Raw genomic sequence first — 16085 nt, forward strand, 5'->3', positions numbered from 1 at the left:
TCGCCAACGCATCGCATCGAATCAGGTCTAAAAATAGCATCAAGCGACTATGGGGAGAAATTACAAGTTCAGATTTAGTAAAAAATCAAGAGATGAGTAGTTAAGAGCTTGTAGTAAAATTAAATACTGCGGCGTAGATCGCAAAAAATAACCGTCCAATTTTGGGAAAATTTTAAAATTACTTCTACAAGTCTAAGAATAACCGTCTGATTTGAACCGGATTATTGGGACTGCCTAAATTGTAGTTGTATTTCAGCAAGGGAAGTTACAGGAAATCCCTTGGTGCGGGCGGGCGCCCAGGCGGGGCCATTACTGATGATATGGATTGCTTCCTTGCGAAGCTCTTCGGGTCCATTGGCTACAAAACCCGACAATGCACCTGCGGAACTGACGATAAATGTCACCACTACCTGCCCGGTTGTGGCAGCAGAGCCTGTGCTTTTTTCGAGATAAGTGCGGTACGCAGGCCAGCCCTGTGCCGGTATTGGGGTGGGTTGATCAGGCTCTGCAACCAGTGTGATAGGTGATTTTTTACTGCTAATCGACGATCCGGTGACAACCACTTCATTCAGTATTTCTCCTGGATTCTCCGGAACGGTGTCAGCTGTCTTGTGAGATACAAGCAAGGGTTTCGAAGGCTCAGTCTGTGAGCGGGCAGCTGCCGATTTACCCAGGGCGCGTAACGTTCCGGACGCAGGAAGGGCCTTCGCAGGATCCTGTGCGGGCTGCGCAGGCGTAGGTTGATTCAAATCCGAATGCGTCGGCGGAACGACAATTTGCTCTCGCTGCACCTCCGCATCAGCGAGAGCATCCGGTACAAATGCGTGGGGTTTCAATAAAGATTCAGGATTGTGCACTGGTTTGCTTGCAACAGCTTGGCCCCTCGTTTTACTAGCGGCAGGTTTGGACGGTATTTTCGGAGGCGGAACGACTACCGGCTCGGGAGCTTTTGTAAATTTATCATCCGCCTGAACAGGTTTCCTGGCCTCTGTCGCCGTCTCATCCCCGTATGTAGTCGAATCTTTTTGCACTACAACTTGATTATCGCCTAAAAAAGACGTCCAGTAAGCAAACAGCACCAGCAGAACCGAGGCTGCCGAGATATAAACCCACAACGGCAAACCGGATTTTCTTTCGCGCGCTACGCGCTCATGCAGGCGCTCACGCAGATCCGCGCGCATACCCGCAATGTCCGAATGTGTAACGCGCCATGCGAGGTAGCCTTCGTAAGCCTCGGCTACCAGCGGTTCATCGAGCATACGTCCCTCGAGAGCACGTTGTTCTTCTACCCGCATCGTCCCGCTGTAATAGCGCTCAAAATCATCGAAATCGGGAATGAGGTCGTTAGTTACTGCCATGGCCTTCAATGCAAATTTTCAGGTTCCGCTTTCCGTTCTGGATATAACTTTTCACTTTGCCCATGTCAAAACCGGTTTCCCCGGCAATATCGCGGTAGCATTTGTCCTGCATGTAAAAAAGCTCGATGGTAATCCGCTGCTCGTGACTGAGTTTTTGAATGCATTCATCCAGTGCGTCGAGCTGTCCGTCGAGGAGTAGTGCAGCATCCTCTGTCTGCGTAATCCAATGCAATTCGTGTTCGGCTTCTTCGGTATGCTCGAAACCCGACAGAACGCGTACCGAGCGGAGTTTCATTAAGCAATGGTTTCTCGCCACGCTATGCAGCCAGCTTTTGAAGTTGGAGACTTCGTGCTGCCTTAAATCGATAACAAGTTTTTCAAAAATCTGCATGACCGCGTCCTTGCTATCCTCTTCACTGCGCAGGTACTGAAAACAAACACCAAATACCATTTCCATGTAGGGCTCATACAGTGCGCCTAACACGGTAACATCGCCATAGCGCCGGTAATCCGCCAGTCGCTCGACCTCGGCTACCGGTTCATTGCCCTTCAAACGAAACAGTTTTAAAAACTTCACGTGCGCATTTGGAAAAGTTTTCCAGCTTTCTGAGTACTGGATGCGGTTCAATCAAAATTCCATAAAAAAAATTTAAAAACTTTTATGGAATGAGTAGAAGGCGCGCATCCAGCGGGTAAATAAAAAATCAGGAAACCATGAAAACCAGAGTAACCATTCTATTAGCCGTGATTTTGAGTGCATTTGCATTCCTGCCCGAGCGGCAAATACGGGGTACCGTTACCGACGCCGCTAACGTGCCGCTCGCCGGCGTAACCGTTTCCCTGCAAGGCGGCGACGCCGCGACCGTCACCGACCGCTCTGGGTATTTTTCGCTCAACGTACCGAAACTTGCACAGGCCTTAGTGTTCAAAAAAGCCGGTTACCAAAATCTGACGGCCCCTATCATCTCTGATTCGGTTTTGAAGATTATCCTTATTCAAAAGGCAGAAACGTTGCGTGAGGCAGTGATCGCCGGCCAGCCAATGCTCATGAAAAAGACTAGCTCTCACTCGGTTGCCGCCGCTCCGGCGACTTTCCACGGCAGTGTCAGGCAAATACCCGTTGAGACGGAAAGCTACAAGCGCATCAACGAAAACGGCTTTTTGTCTGTCGGCCAACAACCTGTTACCACATTCTCCATCGACGTCGACCGTGCCGCTTATAGTAATGTGCGCCGCTTTTTGAACAACGGTCAAATGCCGCCCGAAGACGCCGTCAGGATTGAAGAAATGATCAATTACTTTGATTATAACTATCCGCAACCTGCCGGCGAACACCCGTTGGCCATTACCACGGAAACTACCGATTCGCCCTGGAATCCGGGATTGAAACTGGTACACATTGGCTTGCAGGCCAAAACGGTTTCTACCGAAAATTTACCTGCGTCCAACCTGGTTTTCCTCATCGACGTTTCTGGTTCGATGAGCGACCTGAATAAACTTCCGCTACTCAAACAAGCCTTCAAGCTGCTCGTCGACCAGCTACGTGCCGAAGACAAAATCTCCCTGGTCACTTACGCTGGCTCCGCTGGCCTGGTGTTGCCGCCAACTGCCGGAAACGAAAAAAAGGTAATTAAAGACGCGCTTGACAAACTGGAAGCTGGCGGCTCAACGGCGGGTGGTGAGGGTATCGAGCTAGCTTATGATCTGGCCAAAAAGCATTTTCTTCCAAAAGGCAATAACCGGGTAATCCTCGCCACCGATGGCGATTTTAATGTGGGCATTTCTAACGAATCAGAGTTACAGAAACTAATTGAAGAAAAACGCAAAGCCGGCATTTTCCTCAGTGTGATGGGCTTTGGAATGGGGAATTACAAAGACAGCCATGTAGAAACCCTGGCCGACAAAGGCAACGGCAATTATGCTTACATCGATAACATTCAGGAGGCGCGGAAGGAATTTGTACAGGAATTCGGTGGCACACTGTTTACGATCGCCAAAGATGTCAAAATACAGATCGAGTTCAATCCTGCGCAGGTACAGGCATACCGCCTTATCGGCTACGAAAACCGCGCATTGCGGAACGACGAATTCAACGATGACAAGAAAGATGCCGGCGATATGGGCTCGGGACATAGCGTTACATCCATCTACGAAATTGTGCCCAAGGGTACTCACAGTTCGTATATCGGCACAACCGACGCATTGAAATACCAACAAAATAATGCTGATGCGGCCGGCAATAGCAATGAAATGATGACCGTCAAAGTCCGGTACAAAAAGCCTGACAGCGATAAAAGTGTCCTTTTCGATCTCCCGATAAAAGCCACGTCAGTTGCTTTTGAAAAATGCTCTGAAAACCTGCGATTTGCCAGCGCCGTGGCGGAGTTTGGTCTACTGCTGCGTGATTCCGAATATAAAGGAAAAGCCACGTACACAGATGTGATCCAGTGCGCGCGAGGCGCATTTGGGAAGGATGAGGAAGGTTATCGGGCTGAATTTGTGCAATTGGTCAAAGTCGCGCAGAGCCTGGACGGCGCGCAGGAGACGACGCGGAAGTGACGGGCAATTAAGCCAAAACAGTGAGGTAGCGCTTCTACCTGGCTGTTTTGGTTAACATTTGTGGCGAGCTGATGTGCGGAACTCGGCATCACTCTTCTTTCAGCGCCTTCAAAATCAAATCCCTTCCGATGTCGCTGTACTGCAGCGACAACGCTGCTTCGCGGCCGGGATCGCTCATTTTACCCCAGGTTTTACGGAGAATGTCGATCATTTTTTCTTCGGTCATTTTGGCGATCAGATCGTCGTATTGGTATTGGAGAAAAACGAGGCAGAGGGCATTTTCCATTGTCTGTACGTCGGTATCACTTTTGAGGCGCTGTTTAAGGACAATCTGCTTTACCCGGTTGATCGTCTCCTGGTCGTAACCAACGCTTACAAGAATTTCAGCAGCGATCCCGGCGTGGTACTTCGACAGGTCGCTTCGCCATTTGAGGTAGCCTACGCGGCCGTCGGGATAACTTTTGCGCGCAATCTCCCAGCGCCCGATATGCTGGCATCGCGATGCCAGGAGCAGGCTTTCGTCGGCCTGCGGGTCCAGCTTCGTGACCCATTCATAGAGTTTCAGGGCATAGAAGTATTCAACCGGGTATTCTACATTTTCCCACACGAGGTGCTCAGGAGAACGTTTGTTGTAATCGTCAAAAAGTTCAAAAGCCTTGTCGAGCTTGCTCATAGTGATTTAGTATAGATAAATGTTATTGTACCGCCTTAAATTTCAGCGCAATGGTAGTCATCCTCGGATAGTCGTAGGCAGTACTTTGTGTTTTCATGACGAATGAGTTTTTTCGGACATCATCGGGCCGCACCGTCCATTCTCCTTTGCCTCCTCCCTCCGGCGCGCCAATCGTGATATTGTCATCGTTAACCTGCCATTTAAGCAAAAAAGGTGTGGACTCTCCTTTGAAAACGCCTGAGAAGACGCCATCCTTTTTCACCTGGACGGTTTCCATGTACCGCTGAAAGTCGATTCCTCCGAATTGCTGCGTCATCTTTCCATCCTTGAAGGTAACTGCGTCGTTGACAACAATTTCCTCGATTTTCCACTGCGGCACGGCAGTGAGCAATTCAGCAGCTTCATGAGGTGTCCCCGCCGGTCGATCACAAGATATTGCAAAGATTACTGCAAAAACAAGGAATGTAATAACGAAGGAGCTGCGAAAAGGCATGATAATCTCTGGTTAATGCGCTAGACGCAAATATAACCACAACGGCTCCTGACTTTCGATTTAAATTGAGGGAATTTATCACGTACCACAATCATAGAATTTATGAAAATTGCGTGGAAAACGTTCGAAGTCCTGAAATGAAATGCGGGATGGAATGGGCGGCGAAAGGAAGTACTATGATTTGAGAAGCTCTCTTAGCAGCGGTATTTCCAGGGGTTTTGGCAAAAGCTGGATAATGTGGGGGTTGGCTTCGGCCTGCTCAATATCGGAGGCATCTACGGTAGACGAAATCATAAACAGGCGTATCCGCTTTCGTACCGCCTTGGGTAACAGCCCGTACTGTTCGGTAAATTCGAAACCATTGAGCCCCGGCATTTGCAAGTCGAGCAGAATCACGGTTTCAGGCATGTCGGCGCCCTGGGCACGGAGATGGTCTATCGCCTGCTGCGCTGAGCTAAACGTCCTTACCGTTTCGGTCAAACCACTTTTCAACAGCAGCTTTTCCTGGGTAAACTGATCGAAAACACTGTCGTCTACGATAATAAATTCCATTTTTCTAGCAAGAGAAGGGTACAGATATCACATTACAACCCACGACAACTGGATGCTTCCTATCTCCACATATTCCTATTTTGTAGAAATAGTTGTCATAAATAAGCTACAAAGGTTCTAAATCTAACTGAAAAATCGGCAAATATGACGTAATACTTTCGTCGGGCCATGATTTTAGTACAAATTCGGTCACTTATGCCGGAAGTACCTCTGTTAACCCGCGAGCGGCCGCTGACTTAGTTCTTCATTGGCCTAATGCACGGCCATCGTTGAGTGGTGAGAGCTGACGGAGGTGGGCTATTGGACGTAAAAGTTACAGAATAGTTTCCTGACTCCCAAGACAATATCCCGATTTCGATTCAACGTGTCTCGCCCTCTATATGTTGCCTCCTTTCATCAGGCAACGGTGAGGGGAGACCACCATTTCCAGACTTGCCCTTTTCGGAAACAAGACGCGCGCCAGACGTATTACAGCTTTCAGATCGTAATCGATAAAACAACAAAATTCCGAACGCACAAATATGGCGTTCGGAATAAGCACTAACACACACTTTTGATGTACAGATCTCCATCAAGTCATTAAAAGTATTTAATTTTATTCTTTAAAATAACCAGATAGAACAACCCGAGCCAACGCTGAATTAGACGTTTCATCTTTATGCACAAATTGAGTAAAAATATAATGAACCGAAGCGCTGGTTTTTCTTCAATAAATAGGCTTGGGTTTTGATGAATACAAATTCACCACAACAATAGAGGTAACCGCTGTTATTACTAAACCTATTAATAATATTTTTTTCATATTGACACCTATATTTATTTTCTAATTAATTTCATTTCATCAACACCTTCCAAATCAAATATTATTTCATTGCAAGTTTGACTAATTAAATTAAAACCGTATTTTACCTTCGTTCCATTGGAAAGCGAACCTTCCACGAAAAGTGAGTCGTTTTCGACTCTCCAATTATCTTCCGATTTGAAATAAGTTCCAAATAACAATCCTTTACTTTCTTTGTAATTTCCATTACTTTCAAATACTATTTCCTGTGGGCCGCTGTGCTCCGAAACGAGCTCCGCATTCCAGGTCCCTTTAATATTATCTTTTAATGAGGATGGGACACATTCCTTATCATTTCCGCAAGCGGCGATCAGTATTGAGGCAAAAGTAACGCTGAACAATCTTGCTATCATCGATTGAGAAGTTAGAGATTTTACTTAGACAACTCAGTGACGGCGTGGCGACAAGGGAAGGAAGCAAAAGGCGCTCACGCCATCATCCTGAGTAACTCACTGTCATAATGTGGTTAACGTGCAATGACGATTCTATAACCACTGGACTGCCCATTTTTACGAGACAGTTTCACTACATAGGTCCCGGAGGGCAGATTTTTGACGTTGACCTCCTTCGCCGGCACTGACGGTGATGTATATACCTCAACCCCCTGTGCATTGTATATTTTGATACTTGATACGCTGTTCCAGTCCTCTGTTGATTTGAAATTCAGCTTGTCGCTTACGGGATTGGGGAACAGTGTATACCCAGTCTTCAAATCATTAAACTCCACGCTCTTGATCTTACTAAGAGCAAATGTTCCGTCCTTGTCTACCATTTTGAGACGGTAGAAGTTAGTACCACCCATCGGATTCTCATCAACCGCGGAGTAGCTTACCTTTACTGAGCTTTCTCCCCTGGCGGCCACCGACTTCAACTTTTCCCAAGTTTTGCCGTTCCCGCTACGTTGCACCTCGAAATAGTCGCTGTTGGATTCCTCCGAGGTTGACCAGACAAGTGTGGTCGTGTTACCTTCACGTGCTGCAGAGAAATCGATCAATGAAACAGGCAATGCTAAATTAGCCGTGCCGACGATTCGCTTACGTGCATTAATCGGCTCCAAATTAGTCCAAAAAGCGGCAAAGGTGGTCCCATTGTACGGTCGAATTGTAACTTTATTGCTACTCATTACCGGTCCCGAAAAATTCAAGGTACCTGTCCCTAATACAATTCCTGGGCCACTTGGGATCTCGCTTTGCATAGTCCTCGTTAAATTTATACTAAACTCTGCCCATGAGCCTCCATCATTCGGAGGACTGCCAGGTGTGTTGTTCGAAATAGCGCCACCACTCGAATAAGCCGGGTTAAACGTGTAGTTGGTACTTTGAATTGTAACCCCAGCCGGCACCTGGACATCTGACCTAAGATTCATAAATTGCCAATTACTGCTATCTGGGTTAGCCACATCGTAATTCGTTCCCCGAATCGCCCTTACATCAAAAGTGTAACTTGTCTTGTTTGCATTCAGCACTCCATTCTCATATGCGATTTCTATCGTCTGAGCATTCACCAAACTCTGAAAACCAAAGACAGTTAAAATGAGCGCAATCCACCTTTTAGAAGTTCTGATCATAGTGTAAGTGTTTAATAATTAATCAATGTTGAAAAAATATCCAAGTAAAAATTGATGTTAAACAGTGTTCCGTCAACTCCATCCACAACCCCATCCATATTAATATCACTACTATCATAGGAATCAAACACGTCTGCTCTGAATTGGTTATTAAAAACAGTTCCGTCTTTACCATCGATTACAAAGTCCTGAGTAGAATTCAAATCCGCGGACAGCATACACCACATCCCGCTCTTCTGAACCATCTGCGGAGGATCACCAAACTCATTGGAAGCTTGCGAAAGTGCGGTGGTAAAATCATAACTAACAACCCCTGTGCTAAAATCTTGAATCGGATTACTCATAACCGCCAAGTGATTCCGATGCTTGACTACAATTCTAACCGGCTTTGACTGGCTTGTGAAAGTGGGCTGTGATGTACCGTCCAGGTTACCAACAAACCCTGATCCCCAAAGAATTAAGCTTTTCGATTCCAGCAAAATAGAAGGATCTACTGCATCCCGAATTTCTACTTTTACCCAGTCTACTACCGTTGCCATTTTTGAACCATCGCCTATTTCAGGGCACGTTGCGCCGTCCCCATAAGGGCTGGTTGTTGGCAGGAGTCCGGAGTTTCCAAAATAGTTTTGCAGATCGGTTCGCATGATGTCGTCACTTGGAACCGTTTGCATTGCTCCTTGAAGCGCAACTCGAATTACTAGTTGCGGGCCAGCGCAAGGTTGAGTAACAACTGTAACCTTTTTATTTGATAAGTCATCCAGCCCATTTGCCAGCGTGCCCGACTTGTTGTAGCATTGCTTAGCAAGATTGTAATAAAATGCATAGTAGTTACCTGCATCTGTTACATTATCGGGCGTTGCTACCTGGGATCCCGTGTGCTTGCTATTGTTAAACCATCTGAGTTCCCAACCATTTGGTATTGCACCAGTATGCAAGGCATTTAAATTTACGCTACCCGAAGAACAGGTTGAAAGCTGACAGCCATCCTCGTAGGGGCAGTTTATCGGTACGTGCGTGCTTTTTAGGTTAAGTGGTAGTGAAGGAGGTGAAAAGCATTGATTGGCATTGTCGTAAAAAAATGCATAATACACAGGTAGGTAATCCATTGGAGCTGGCATTGAAACGGGGTTTCCATTGTGTTCATCATTTGTGTACCATACCACACCCAAGCCTGCCGGTACCCCCCCTACCACAAAATCATTCAAGTTCATGGGAGATTCACCTACCAGGCAATAGAAACCAAGCGTGTTTTTCAAGGCAACCGGCGTAGTTCCCGCATTGCAAGCCTTAGCAACATTAACAGCAGATTTGGAAAGAGGAACGTTGAAGCAACCATTAACGAGGTCGTGAGCAAATACATAGTACTTTCCGGGCCCGGCATGCTGCGGATCAGAAACTGGTGATCCAGAGTGATTTTCAGAGGTATACCACTCGATAACCGTATTAGGCGGTAATGAAATGTTTGATGGAACCAACTTTGTTAAATCGTACGTCTGAGCAGGTGCTACAATTTTAACATCGGTGCTAAGTAGCGGTATCTGGTTAGATGGGTCATTAGGGTCGTTACAGCACATCGTCGAGCCTGTTACGGAAAATTTTGCGCTGACGGCGGCTTTATCTACTGAGTAGCAATTATTTTTCGAATCAAAATAGAATGCATAGTAGTCACCCACAGGCGCTGACTGAGGGTTGGCAATTGGGGCTCCCAGATGCGTGTCATTAGTAAACCAATGAACCTTATAGCTGGTAGGTGTCACCTGGGCATTAAGATCGACACTGGTTTGATTGATGCAATTAATTGCTCTCTGATTAGCTATTAGTGATACCTGTGTAGGTGTTGCATTGAAAGAAGCTTTTGCAGTCGAAACATACGTATTATAGCAACCACCAGGCGTCTTGTAGAATGCATAGTAGTATTGACCTGACGCTTTGGTTCCAGCAGCCTTCGCTTGCTCTTCGGTAAGTTGAGGATAGCTACTGTTGGGATTAATACCCCACACTGGAACAACGCCCGCAGGAGAAACCGGAGTACTGCTAGCGATAAGATTGAACAAGTTGGTGGTCTCGCAAGGGAAAGGGGTACTTGGGACAGCGCCACCGTGGAAAAGCGCTACTTGCCCGCCAGGGATGACACAATCAAAAGGTTTCGAATAGATATCAAAATTAACTAACGAGGTTTGCTGGGCATTAGACGCGCCGGATAAATGGAACGTCAAATTTGTTGCTGGGGCCGTGAAAGTGATCGTTTCCTCAATCCATGTCTTTACATTGGCCCCAGTAAAAGTCGTTGTTTTACTAGTAATACCACTGGAATTTACTGTTTTGACCTCCATAGTAGCGGAAGTAGCATAGTCGGTCTGAGAAACTCCTGGTCCCGCATCTAAGTCAGCCCGGGCCGTCATAACATAATAGTGTAAAGTATATTGGGCACCAATCTCAAATCCACTCGCTTCCGCTTTCACTTTGTCTTTTCTAGTATCGGAATTGGTTAGCGTTAAAAAAACGGCTGCACTATTTTTATCAATCGCTTTACCATATGAAGGGGGCTGCGAAAAATTATCCACCCAAGGCTTGAACAAGTACCCACCTACTTGATTAATATCGGAAACTGAAACGGGGCCACCAGTAACAATTGTATATCCAGCAGGTGTGCAGTATAAGCATGGGGCGTCCGTGTAGGTCTTAGGAAAATTAATCAATAGATTAATATCCTGCGCAAGAGAAACATTTAAAAACGTCAGTGCGATTAATGTGTGTAAAATAAACTTCTTCATATTCCATGTACGTTTGAGTGAAAATCAGTTTCCAACTGAATCGAGGAGGGCTTTACGTTCTTATCTTCTTTCATTCTTTCAGCTGAATTGAATTTTGATATTCAAACTTAAACTCGCCATTCCACCCAAAAAGAATCCGATGATCATAAGGTAGCGATTAAAAAACCATCGGTATTTCTTGTAAAATGTGTAATTCTAAGGCCGTAATTATCAATAAGAACTCACTATTATTGTCATTTTGAAAAAAGAACGCCGCGGCAAAATTGCCACGGCGTTGCTTAACTTATACCCTATAGTAATATGATGCGAAGCCGATCGTGTACGCCTAGTTCCAGTTGGGGCGGAATATGATGATGAGCACGATGAAGATAGCTGTGATTACCACCGGCACAGCCATTACCCAGGCAAGGATTGACGCCGTCGTGAGATCTCCCGTATATAGATAGTATATGGAAGCCATGATCACCGCACCGATCGAAATCATAACGATCCAGAAATAATGCCGGGGTTCGTCGGGCTCTCTCTTCATGACTATGTAGTACAAGTAGTAGCTGCCCACCGCCAGTACCGCGGTGCAATCGATTAAAAGGCCTGTCAGATAGAGTCCCATTGCAATAGTCAGTTTTTGATGAATAGTTAGGTTACCACTGGTGTCTTAAACAAATGTTGTCCAGACGGCCAGGTAATAAAAATAGGATGTGTGAACGGCGAGCTATCAGTGATTAAATGGTCAAATTAGTTGGGTTGTGTTGAAAAGTGTTTGACGACTAGCGTCGGGCTCCATATTTCCGTTAGTCAATTCACAACTGCCTTTTATTCATCAATATTTACTTTGATTTTCCTTATGGCTACCTTACGTGATCAGTGGAAAATCTACTCCTTACATGCGTCATTATCAGCTCATTTGGCTCGTTTGTTTTCTTTGGTCTTTTACGTCCCAAGCGCAGTTCGTTTTCCAGAATCTCAGGGAAGAGGACGGGCTCAGCGCGAAGGATGTACGGTGTTTATATAAGGATCCGGACGGATTTCTGTGGATCGGCACAGCCAACGGGCTTAACCGCTTCGATGGAAACACCATCAAGTGTTACGATGATCTGCGGGCGGACCATCATGTGGAGGTGAAATGCATTCTCCCAATCGACGGCAACGACAATTTGCTCGTCGCTACTTCCCGCGGCCTGAAACTCTTCAATAAGGCAACCGGCAAGTATCGGGCCGACCAACGCTGGAAATCACTTGCAGGCAAGCCCATCCTGTCTGTCAAGGAAGACGGCGAACACAGGCTTTGGTTTATCTGTCGCTCCGAAATCTTCATCTACGACGGCACAAAAATGTGGGAACTGACAGATTTACTTCCGTGGACCGGACGCATGGCCCGTCAAGACCTTGCTTTTGCCGCTGAAAGCGCTTTTTGCTGGGACGCCAGGAGAAAGGGGTTCTGGGTGGGCGGACACCAATGTTTTTTTATCGATTTCAAAAACAAAGCCGTATATGACAGCACGCATAACCCTCACCGCTGGCCTATTTTAAAGCATAAGTGGGTAACAGCCATTGCACTCGACAGAGATGCCAACTTGTGGTATAGCACAAGTGCCGGATTTTCCCTTCATTTCTCCAAGCCCGACGTTGCCAGTGACACATCTTACCTCTATCTGGATAATGTCCGCTCAACGGATGGCGCCAACTATCTATTTGTCGATAGCCAAAACAGACTGTGGATTTCAACCTGGATGTATGCAGCGTATATGAAAGAGCCCGGGAAACCTATCCGTAAGCTATTTTACAGCCAGGATGATGCCTTCTCCATCGGTTATGGTTTCTTTTATCATATTATAGAGGACGATGAAAACGATCTCTGGTTCGCTACATTAAACGGGCTTAGTAAATTGACTTATAACAACCCGTTTGAGACAGTTTACAGATTACCGAGCAGACCATTCTTTCTCCAGGTCAACTTTGCGAGCAATAATACACTCGCTGCCAGAAGCGATACCATTCTGGCCATGAAGGAAGACGGCATTGTGCTTTTTACGGAAAGGGAAAAGACCTTTAAACAATACATTGCTTCAAAGGAAGTACTGTTAAGGAATAGGTTTTCGGGCTGCGCCTATTCAGCCGGGACGTGGTGGTTTGGCGGCGACGGCGGTTTATACAGCCTTCGTAACGGCGATAAAGAACTCCGCAGGTTTACGCATAGCAAACTTCCAAAGCCTTTTTCCCCCGGCAATTTCGTGGTCATTGATAATCGGGGAAGAGTGTGGTTTCAAGTCTTTAAGGAGGGGCTGTACAGATTTGACCCAAGGACGAATAGCTGCGACCGGTTCGATGGTACAGATGACCGGTTCGGCAACTTCAATTACAAGTTTTGCCGGAGTGCGTTAAAATTGCGCAATGGCGATATCCTCTTCGCTATGAAAGGCGAGGGCATTCTCCGCTATTCTGAGCAAACGCAACGATTTTCCGTTATTCCCGTTCCTGACAAGGACAACTTTCATGCCATGCAACTTCTTGAAGACCGGGCAGGCAACTGGTGGGCCGCGGTTTGGGAGCGTGGATTATTCAAACTCAATGACCAGGGCCAGTATTTGGACAGTCTGACGCCGCGAAACGGATTTGTCACAACCCAAATCAATAGCATTGCACTTGATAAGCGCGGTGCCATTTGGGCTGCCGGCCCGAGCGGGTTACTCTTCTTTTCCCCCAACACCAAGAAAGTAACGCGCGTCCGTATCAACCTGGGAAAGACTTTACAGGATTACTGGAATTACGTGCTTGCTACTCCCGATCACATCTACGCAGCCATGCTGGATCACATTGTGGTGATAGATCCCATGAAGTTTGCCCGCATACCTGTCAAAAAGCCACCCCATATTACCTCTGTGAAAGTTTTTGGAGAGGAAATTGCCGACTTCCTTCCAACATCGTTCGTCCTTGCACCGGAGAGAGGTTTTATTACGTTTCAATATGCCTCTTTAAAACATCGGGATATTCCGTCGCTGCAGTACAGTTACCAGTTGACAGGCATCGACCAGAACTGGGTGAATGCGGGGCGCAATATGAGCGTCAGTTATAATAGCCTCACACCGGGAGACTACATATTCAAAGTCCGCAGTACAGACGAGCACGAACGATGGATGAAAAAATCGGCCATTGTAAAGATCAAAATATTGCCCTACTGGTATCAAAGCTGGTGGTTCTTTATTCTTGTTGGCTGTGTCTCAGGCGCTTTTTTCTTCCTGACATACAACAGTTATATAAACCGGAGGCAGAAACGCAACTTCTCAAAGGCGATCGAATACTTTGTCAATTCGGTTTACGGCGAAAATTCTGTTAATGAGATATGCTGGGACATCGTACGGAGTTGTTGCTCGCAATTACGCTTCGAAGACTGCACAGTTTTTCTTTGGGACCAGGATAAAAAGAAACTAGTACAAAAAGCCACCTATGGTTCAAAAAATCCAGGTGAGTTTGAAATCGTAGATCCCCTTGAGCTAAACCTGGGAGAAGGGATTGTGGGCGTTGCGGCTGAAAACAAAAAGGTAATAAACATATCAGATACGTCACGTGACGCCCGATACATCGCTCAGGATGCGAACAAGTTCTCCGAAATAGCCGTCCCCATTCTCCACGAGGGGAAGCTCATTGGCGTGTTGGATTCAGAGCACACGAAAAAGAACTTCTTCACAGAAGAGCAGGCGCGTACGTTGGTGACGATCGCTTCTATTAACGCGAACAAAATCGCCGAAGCGCAGGCGGAAGAGGAAGCAGCGAAAAAGGAAACCATGCTCCTGGAAATCAATCGTATGCTGGCAGAAAGCCAACTAATGGCCTTGCGGGCGCAGATGAACCCGCATTTCGTGTTCAACTGCCTCAATAGTATCCAGGAATGCATTGTCACACAGAAATACGGGGAGGCAAGCAAGTATCTCAACAAATTTTCGAAGCTCTTTCGGATGGTGCTCAATAATTCGGATCGAAACCTGGTGTCAATCGAGGAGGAGAAGAACGTGCTTCAATTATATCTGGAACTTGAACAAATGCGGTTCGAACAAAGCTTTGTCTACCACATTGACATAGACGAGGACCTGGAAGCTGACGATATCCTTCTGCCTTCGATGCTGCTGCAACCGTACGTCGAAAATGCTATATGGCATGGACTGATGCATAAAAATGGCTACCGCGAATTGAAAATCTCCTTTGAGCGCATTGACGAGGAAATATTCCGATGCACAATTGATGATAATGGAATCGGACGGAAAAAATCCTTCGAAATCAGAGAGCGGAATGCTACTACCAAACGACACAAATCCAAGGGCCTTCAGATTGCCAAAGACCGTCTCACGCTGATAGACCGGCAGGGCCAGCATGCTTCGGTAGAAATCGTTGACAAGTATGCCCCTAACGATGTTGCGACCGGCACCATGATTGTGATCGAGCTCTCGACGTCCCTGGATCACACCTGATTAGCACTTAAAACACCCATCTTACACTATAAATACCCCCGAGCTATGCTTAAAACACTAATCATTGATGACGAGCAGAAAGCACGCAATGTTCTGAATCATTACCTCAGCAATTTCATTGCTCAGGAAGTCGACGTCCGGCATGCGGAATCGGTTGAAGCAGCGCTGAAAGTGCTGGAAGGTTTCCAGCCCGACATTGTTTTCCTGGATGTGGAAATGCCACACCAGAATGGCTTTGAATTTCTCATGGCCCGCAAAAACCCGCCTTATGACATCGTGTTTACTACCGCCTTCAATCAATATGCCATTCAGGCCATCCGGTTCAGCGCATTGGACTACCTGCTGAAACCGGTCGACCCGGAAGAGCTGCAAACGGCCATCGATCGACATATCGAAAAAGTGAAGAGTAAACCGAAACAGGAAACACAGCAGCTATACGACAACCTGGTCCATAACATAGAGAAAAAGAACATCAGGGAATTCCGGCTTGCGGTACCATCCAGTGAGGGTGTATTCTTCTTTACGTTAGATGAAATACTGAGATTGGAAGCTGATAAAAACTACACAGCCATTCATCTGATCGGAAAACGGCCATTTCTTGCGAGCAAAACCTTGAAACACTTCGATGAGATGCTGGGAGAGTTCAATTTCATCCGCACACATAAATCGCACCTGGTGAACCCGAAGTATATCAAGCAGGTAACACATAATAATCAGTTCCTGCTATTGTCAGATGGTTCGCGGATAGAGATTTCACGCCGCAAAAAGGAGCTCGTCCAGCAATATCTGAAACTGAAATAAGAGC

The 16085-nt window shown here is 46.4% G+C and carries 12 protein-coding genes; 3 read left to right on the forward strand and 9 right to left on the reverse strand.

The window, feature by feature from the left end:
• Positions 1–221: 221 nt before the first annotated feature.
• Complete coding sequence (locus AC2YIT_RS14080; protein ID WP_487279572.1) at positions 222–1358, reverse strand: hypothetical protein; 1137 nt, start codon at positions 1356–1358, stop codon at positions 222–224.
• Positions 1345–1935 (reverse strand): RNA polymerase sigma factor, encoded by a 591-nt coding sequence (locus AC2YIT_RS14085; RefSeq protein ID WP_487279573.1) that lies wholly within the window; start codon positions 1933–1935, stop codon positions 1345–1347. The genes AC2YIT_RS14080 and AC2YIT_RS14085 overlap by 14 nt, the downstream gene beginning before the upstream one ends.
• Positions 1936–2072: 137 nt before the next feature.
• Between AC2YIT_RS14085 and AC2YIT_RS14090 the strand changes: the two genes are divergently transcribed.
• The gene (locus tag AC2YIT_RS14090) at positions 2073–3917 is read left to right on the forward strand and encodes a vWA domain-containing protein (RefSeq protein ID WP_487279574.1); all 1845 of its coding nucleotides are present in this window, start codon (positions 2073–2075) and stop codon (positions 3915–3917) included.
• Between the two features lie 88 nt (positions 3918–4005).
• On the opposite strand, the gene AC2YIT_RS14095 is transcribed toward AC2YIT_RS14090, so the two are convergent.
• The 7 genes from AC2YIT_RS14095 to AC2YIT_RS14125 form a co-directional block, all read right to left on the reverse strand.
• Positions 4006–4590 (reverse strand): DUF4202 domain-containing protein, encoded by a 585-nt coding sequence (locus AC2YIT_RS14095; RefSeq protein ID WP_430845758.1) that lies wholly within the window; start codon positions 4588–4590, stop codon positions 4006–4008.
• Between the two features lie 22 nt (positions 4591–4612).
• Positions 4613–5083, reverse strand: a complete 471-nt coding sequence (locus AC2YIT_RS14100; protein ID WP_430845757.1) for a hypothetical protein — start codon at positions 5081–5083, stop codon at positions 4613–4615.
• Between the two features lie 174 nt (positions 5084–5257).
• Positions 5258–5635, reverse strand: coding sequence for a response regulator (locus AC2YIT_RS14105; protein WP_430845756.1), 378 nt, complete (start codon positions 5633–5635; stop codon positions 5258–5260).
• A gap of 816 nt (positions 5636–6451) precedes the next feature.
• The gene (locus AC2YIT_RS14110; RefSeq protein ID WP_487279575.1) at positions 6452–6829 is read right to left on the reverse strand and encodes a hypothetical protein; all 378 of its coding nucleotides are present in this window, start codon (positions 6827–6829) and stop codon (positions 6452–6454) included.
• A 113-nt stretch (positions 6830–6942) separates the two neighbouring features.
• Positions 6943–8043 carry a T9SS type A sorting domain-containing protein gene (locus AC2YIT_RS14115; RefSeq protein WP_487279576.1) on the reverse strand — a complete coding sequence of 367 codons (1101 nt, stop codon included), beginning with the start codon at positions 8041–8043 and terminating at the stop codon, positions 6943–6945.
• Between the two features lie 11 nt (positions 8044–8054).
• A complete protein-coding gene (locus tag AC2YIT_RS14120; RefSeq protein ID WP_487279577.1) occupies positions 8055–10817 on the reverse strand; it encodes a hypothetical protein in 2763 nt (920 codons plus the stop codon).
• A 325-nt stretch (positions 10818–11142) separates the two neighbouring features.
• On the reverse strand, positions 11143–11427 hold the full coding sequence (locus AC2YIT_RS14125) for a hypothetical protein (RefSeq protein ID WP_430845752.1): 285 nt from the start codon (positions 11425–11427) through the stop codon (positions 11143–11145).
• A gap of 274 nt (positions 11428–11701) precedes the next feature.
• On the opposite strand from AC2YIT_RS14125, the gene AC2YIT_RS14130 reads away from it, so the two are divergent.
• Both AC2YIT_RS14130 and AC2YIT_RS14135 read left to right on the forward strand, forming a co-directional pair.
• On the forward strand, positions 11702–15280 hold the full coding sequence (locus AC2YIT_RS14130; protein WP_487279578.1) for a sensor histidine kinase: 3579 nt from the start codon (positions 11702–11704) through the stop codon (positions 15278–15280).
• Positions 15281–15325: 45 nt separating this feature from the next.
• On the forward strand, positions 15326–16081 hold the full coding sequence (locus AC2YIT_RS14135; protein WP_487279579.1) for a LytR/AlgR family response regulator transcription factor: 756 nt from the start codon (positions 15326–15328) through the stop codon (positions 16079–16081).
• Positions 16082–16085: the final 4 nt, after the last annotated feature.

Source organism: Dyadobacter sp. SRI_021 (assembly GCF_057586235.1).

What these genes read in the sequence shown, in the direction of transcription:
- AC2YIT_RS14080 (WP_487279572.1), bottom strand. Translation starts at nt 1,358, where the DNA reads ATGGCAGTAACTAACGACCTCATTCCCGATTTCGATGATTTTGAGCGC.
- AC2YIT_RS14090 (WP_487279574.1), top strand. Translation starts at nt 2,073, where the DNA reads ATGAAAACCAGAGTAACCATTCTATTAGCCGTGATTTTGAGTGCATTT.
- AC2YIT_RS14095 (WP_430845758.1), bottom strand. Translation starts at nt 4,590, where the DNA reads ATGAGCAAGCTCGACAAGGCTTTTGAACTTTTTGACGATTACAACAAA.
- AC2YIT_RS14100 (WP_430845757.1), bottom strand. Translation starts at nt 5,083, where the DNA reads ATGCCTTTTCGCAGCTCCTTCGTTATTACATTCCTTGTTTTTGCAGTA.
- AC2YIT_RS14105 (WP_430845756.1), bottom strand. Translation starts at nt 5,635, where the DNA reads ATGGAATTTATTATCGTAGACGACAGTGTTTTCGATCAGTTTACCCAG.
- AC2YIT_RS14110 (WP_487279575.1), bottom strand. Translation starts at nt 6,829, where the DNA reads ATGATAGCAAGATTGTTCAGCGTTACTTTTGCCTCAATACTGATCGCC.
- AC2YIT_RS14115 (WP_487279576.1), bottom strand. Translation starts at nt 8,043, where the DNA reads ATGATCAGAACTTCTAAAAGGTGGATTGCGCTCATTTTAACTGTCTTT.
- AC2YIT_RS14120 (WP_487279577.1), bottom strand. Translation starts at nt 10,817, where the DNA reads ATGAAGAAGTTTATTTTACACACATTAATCGCACTGACGTTTTTAAAT.
- AC2YIT_RS14125 (WP_430845752.1), bottom strand. Translation starts at nt 11,427, where the DNA reads ATGGGACTCTATCTGACAGGCCTTTTAATCGATTGCACCGCGGTACTG.
- AC2YIT_RS14130 (WP_487279578.1), top strand. Translation starts at nt 11,702, where the DNA reads ATGCGTCATTATCAGCTCATTTGGCTCGTTTGTTTTCTTTGGTCTTTT.
- AC2YIT_RS14135 (WP_487279579.1), top strand. Translation starts at nt 15,326, where the DNA reads ATGCTTAAAACACTAATCATTGATGACGAGCAGAAAGCACGCAATGTT.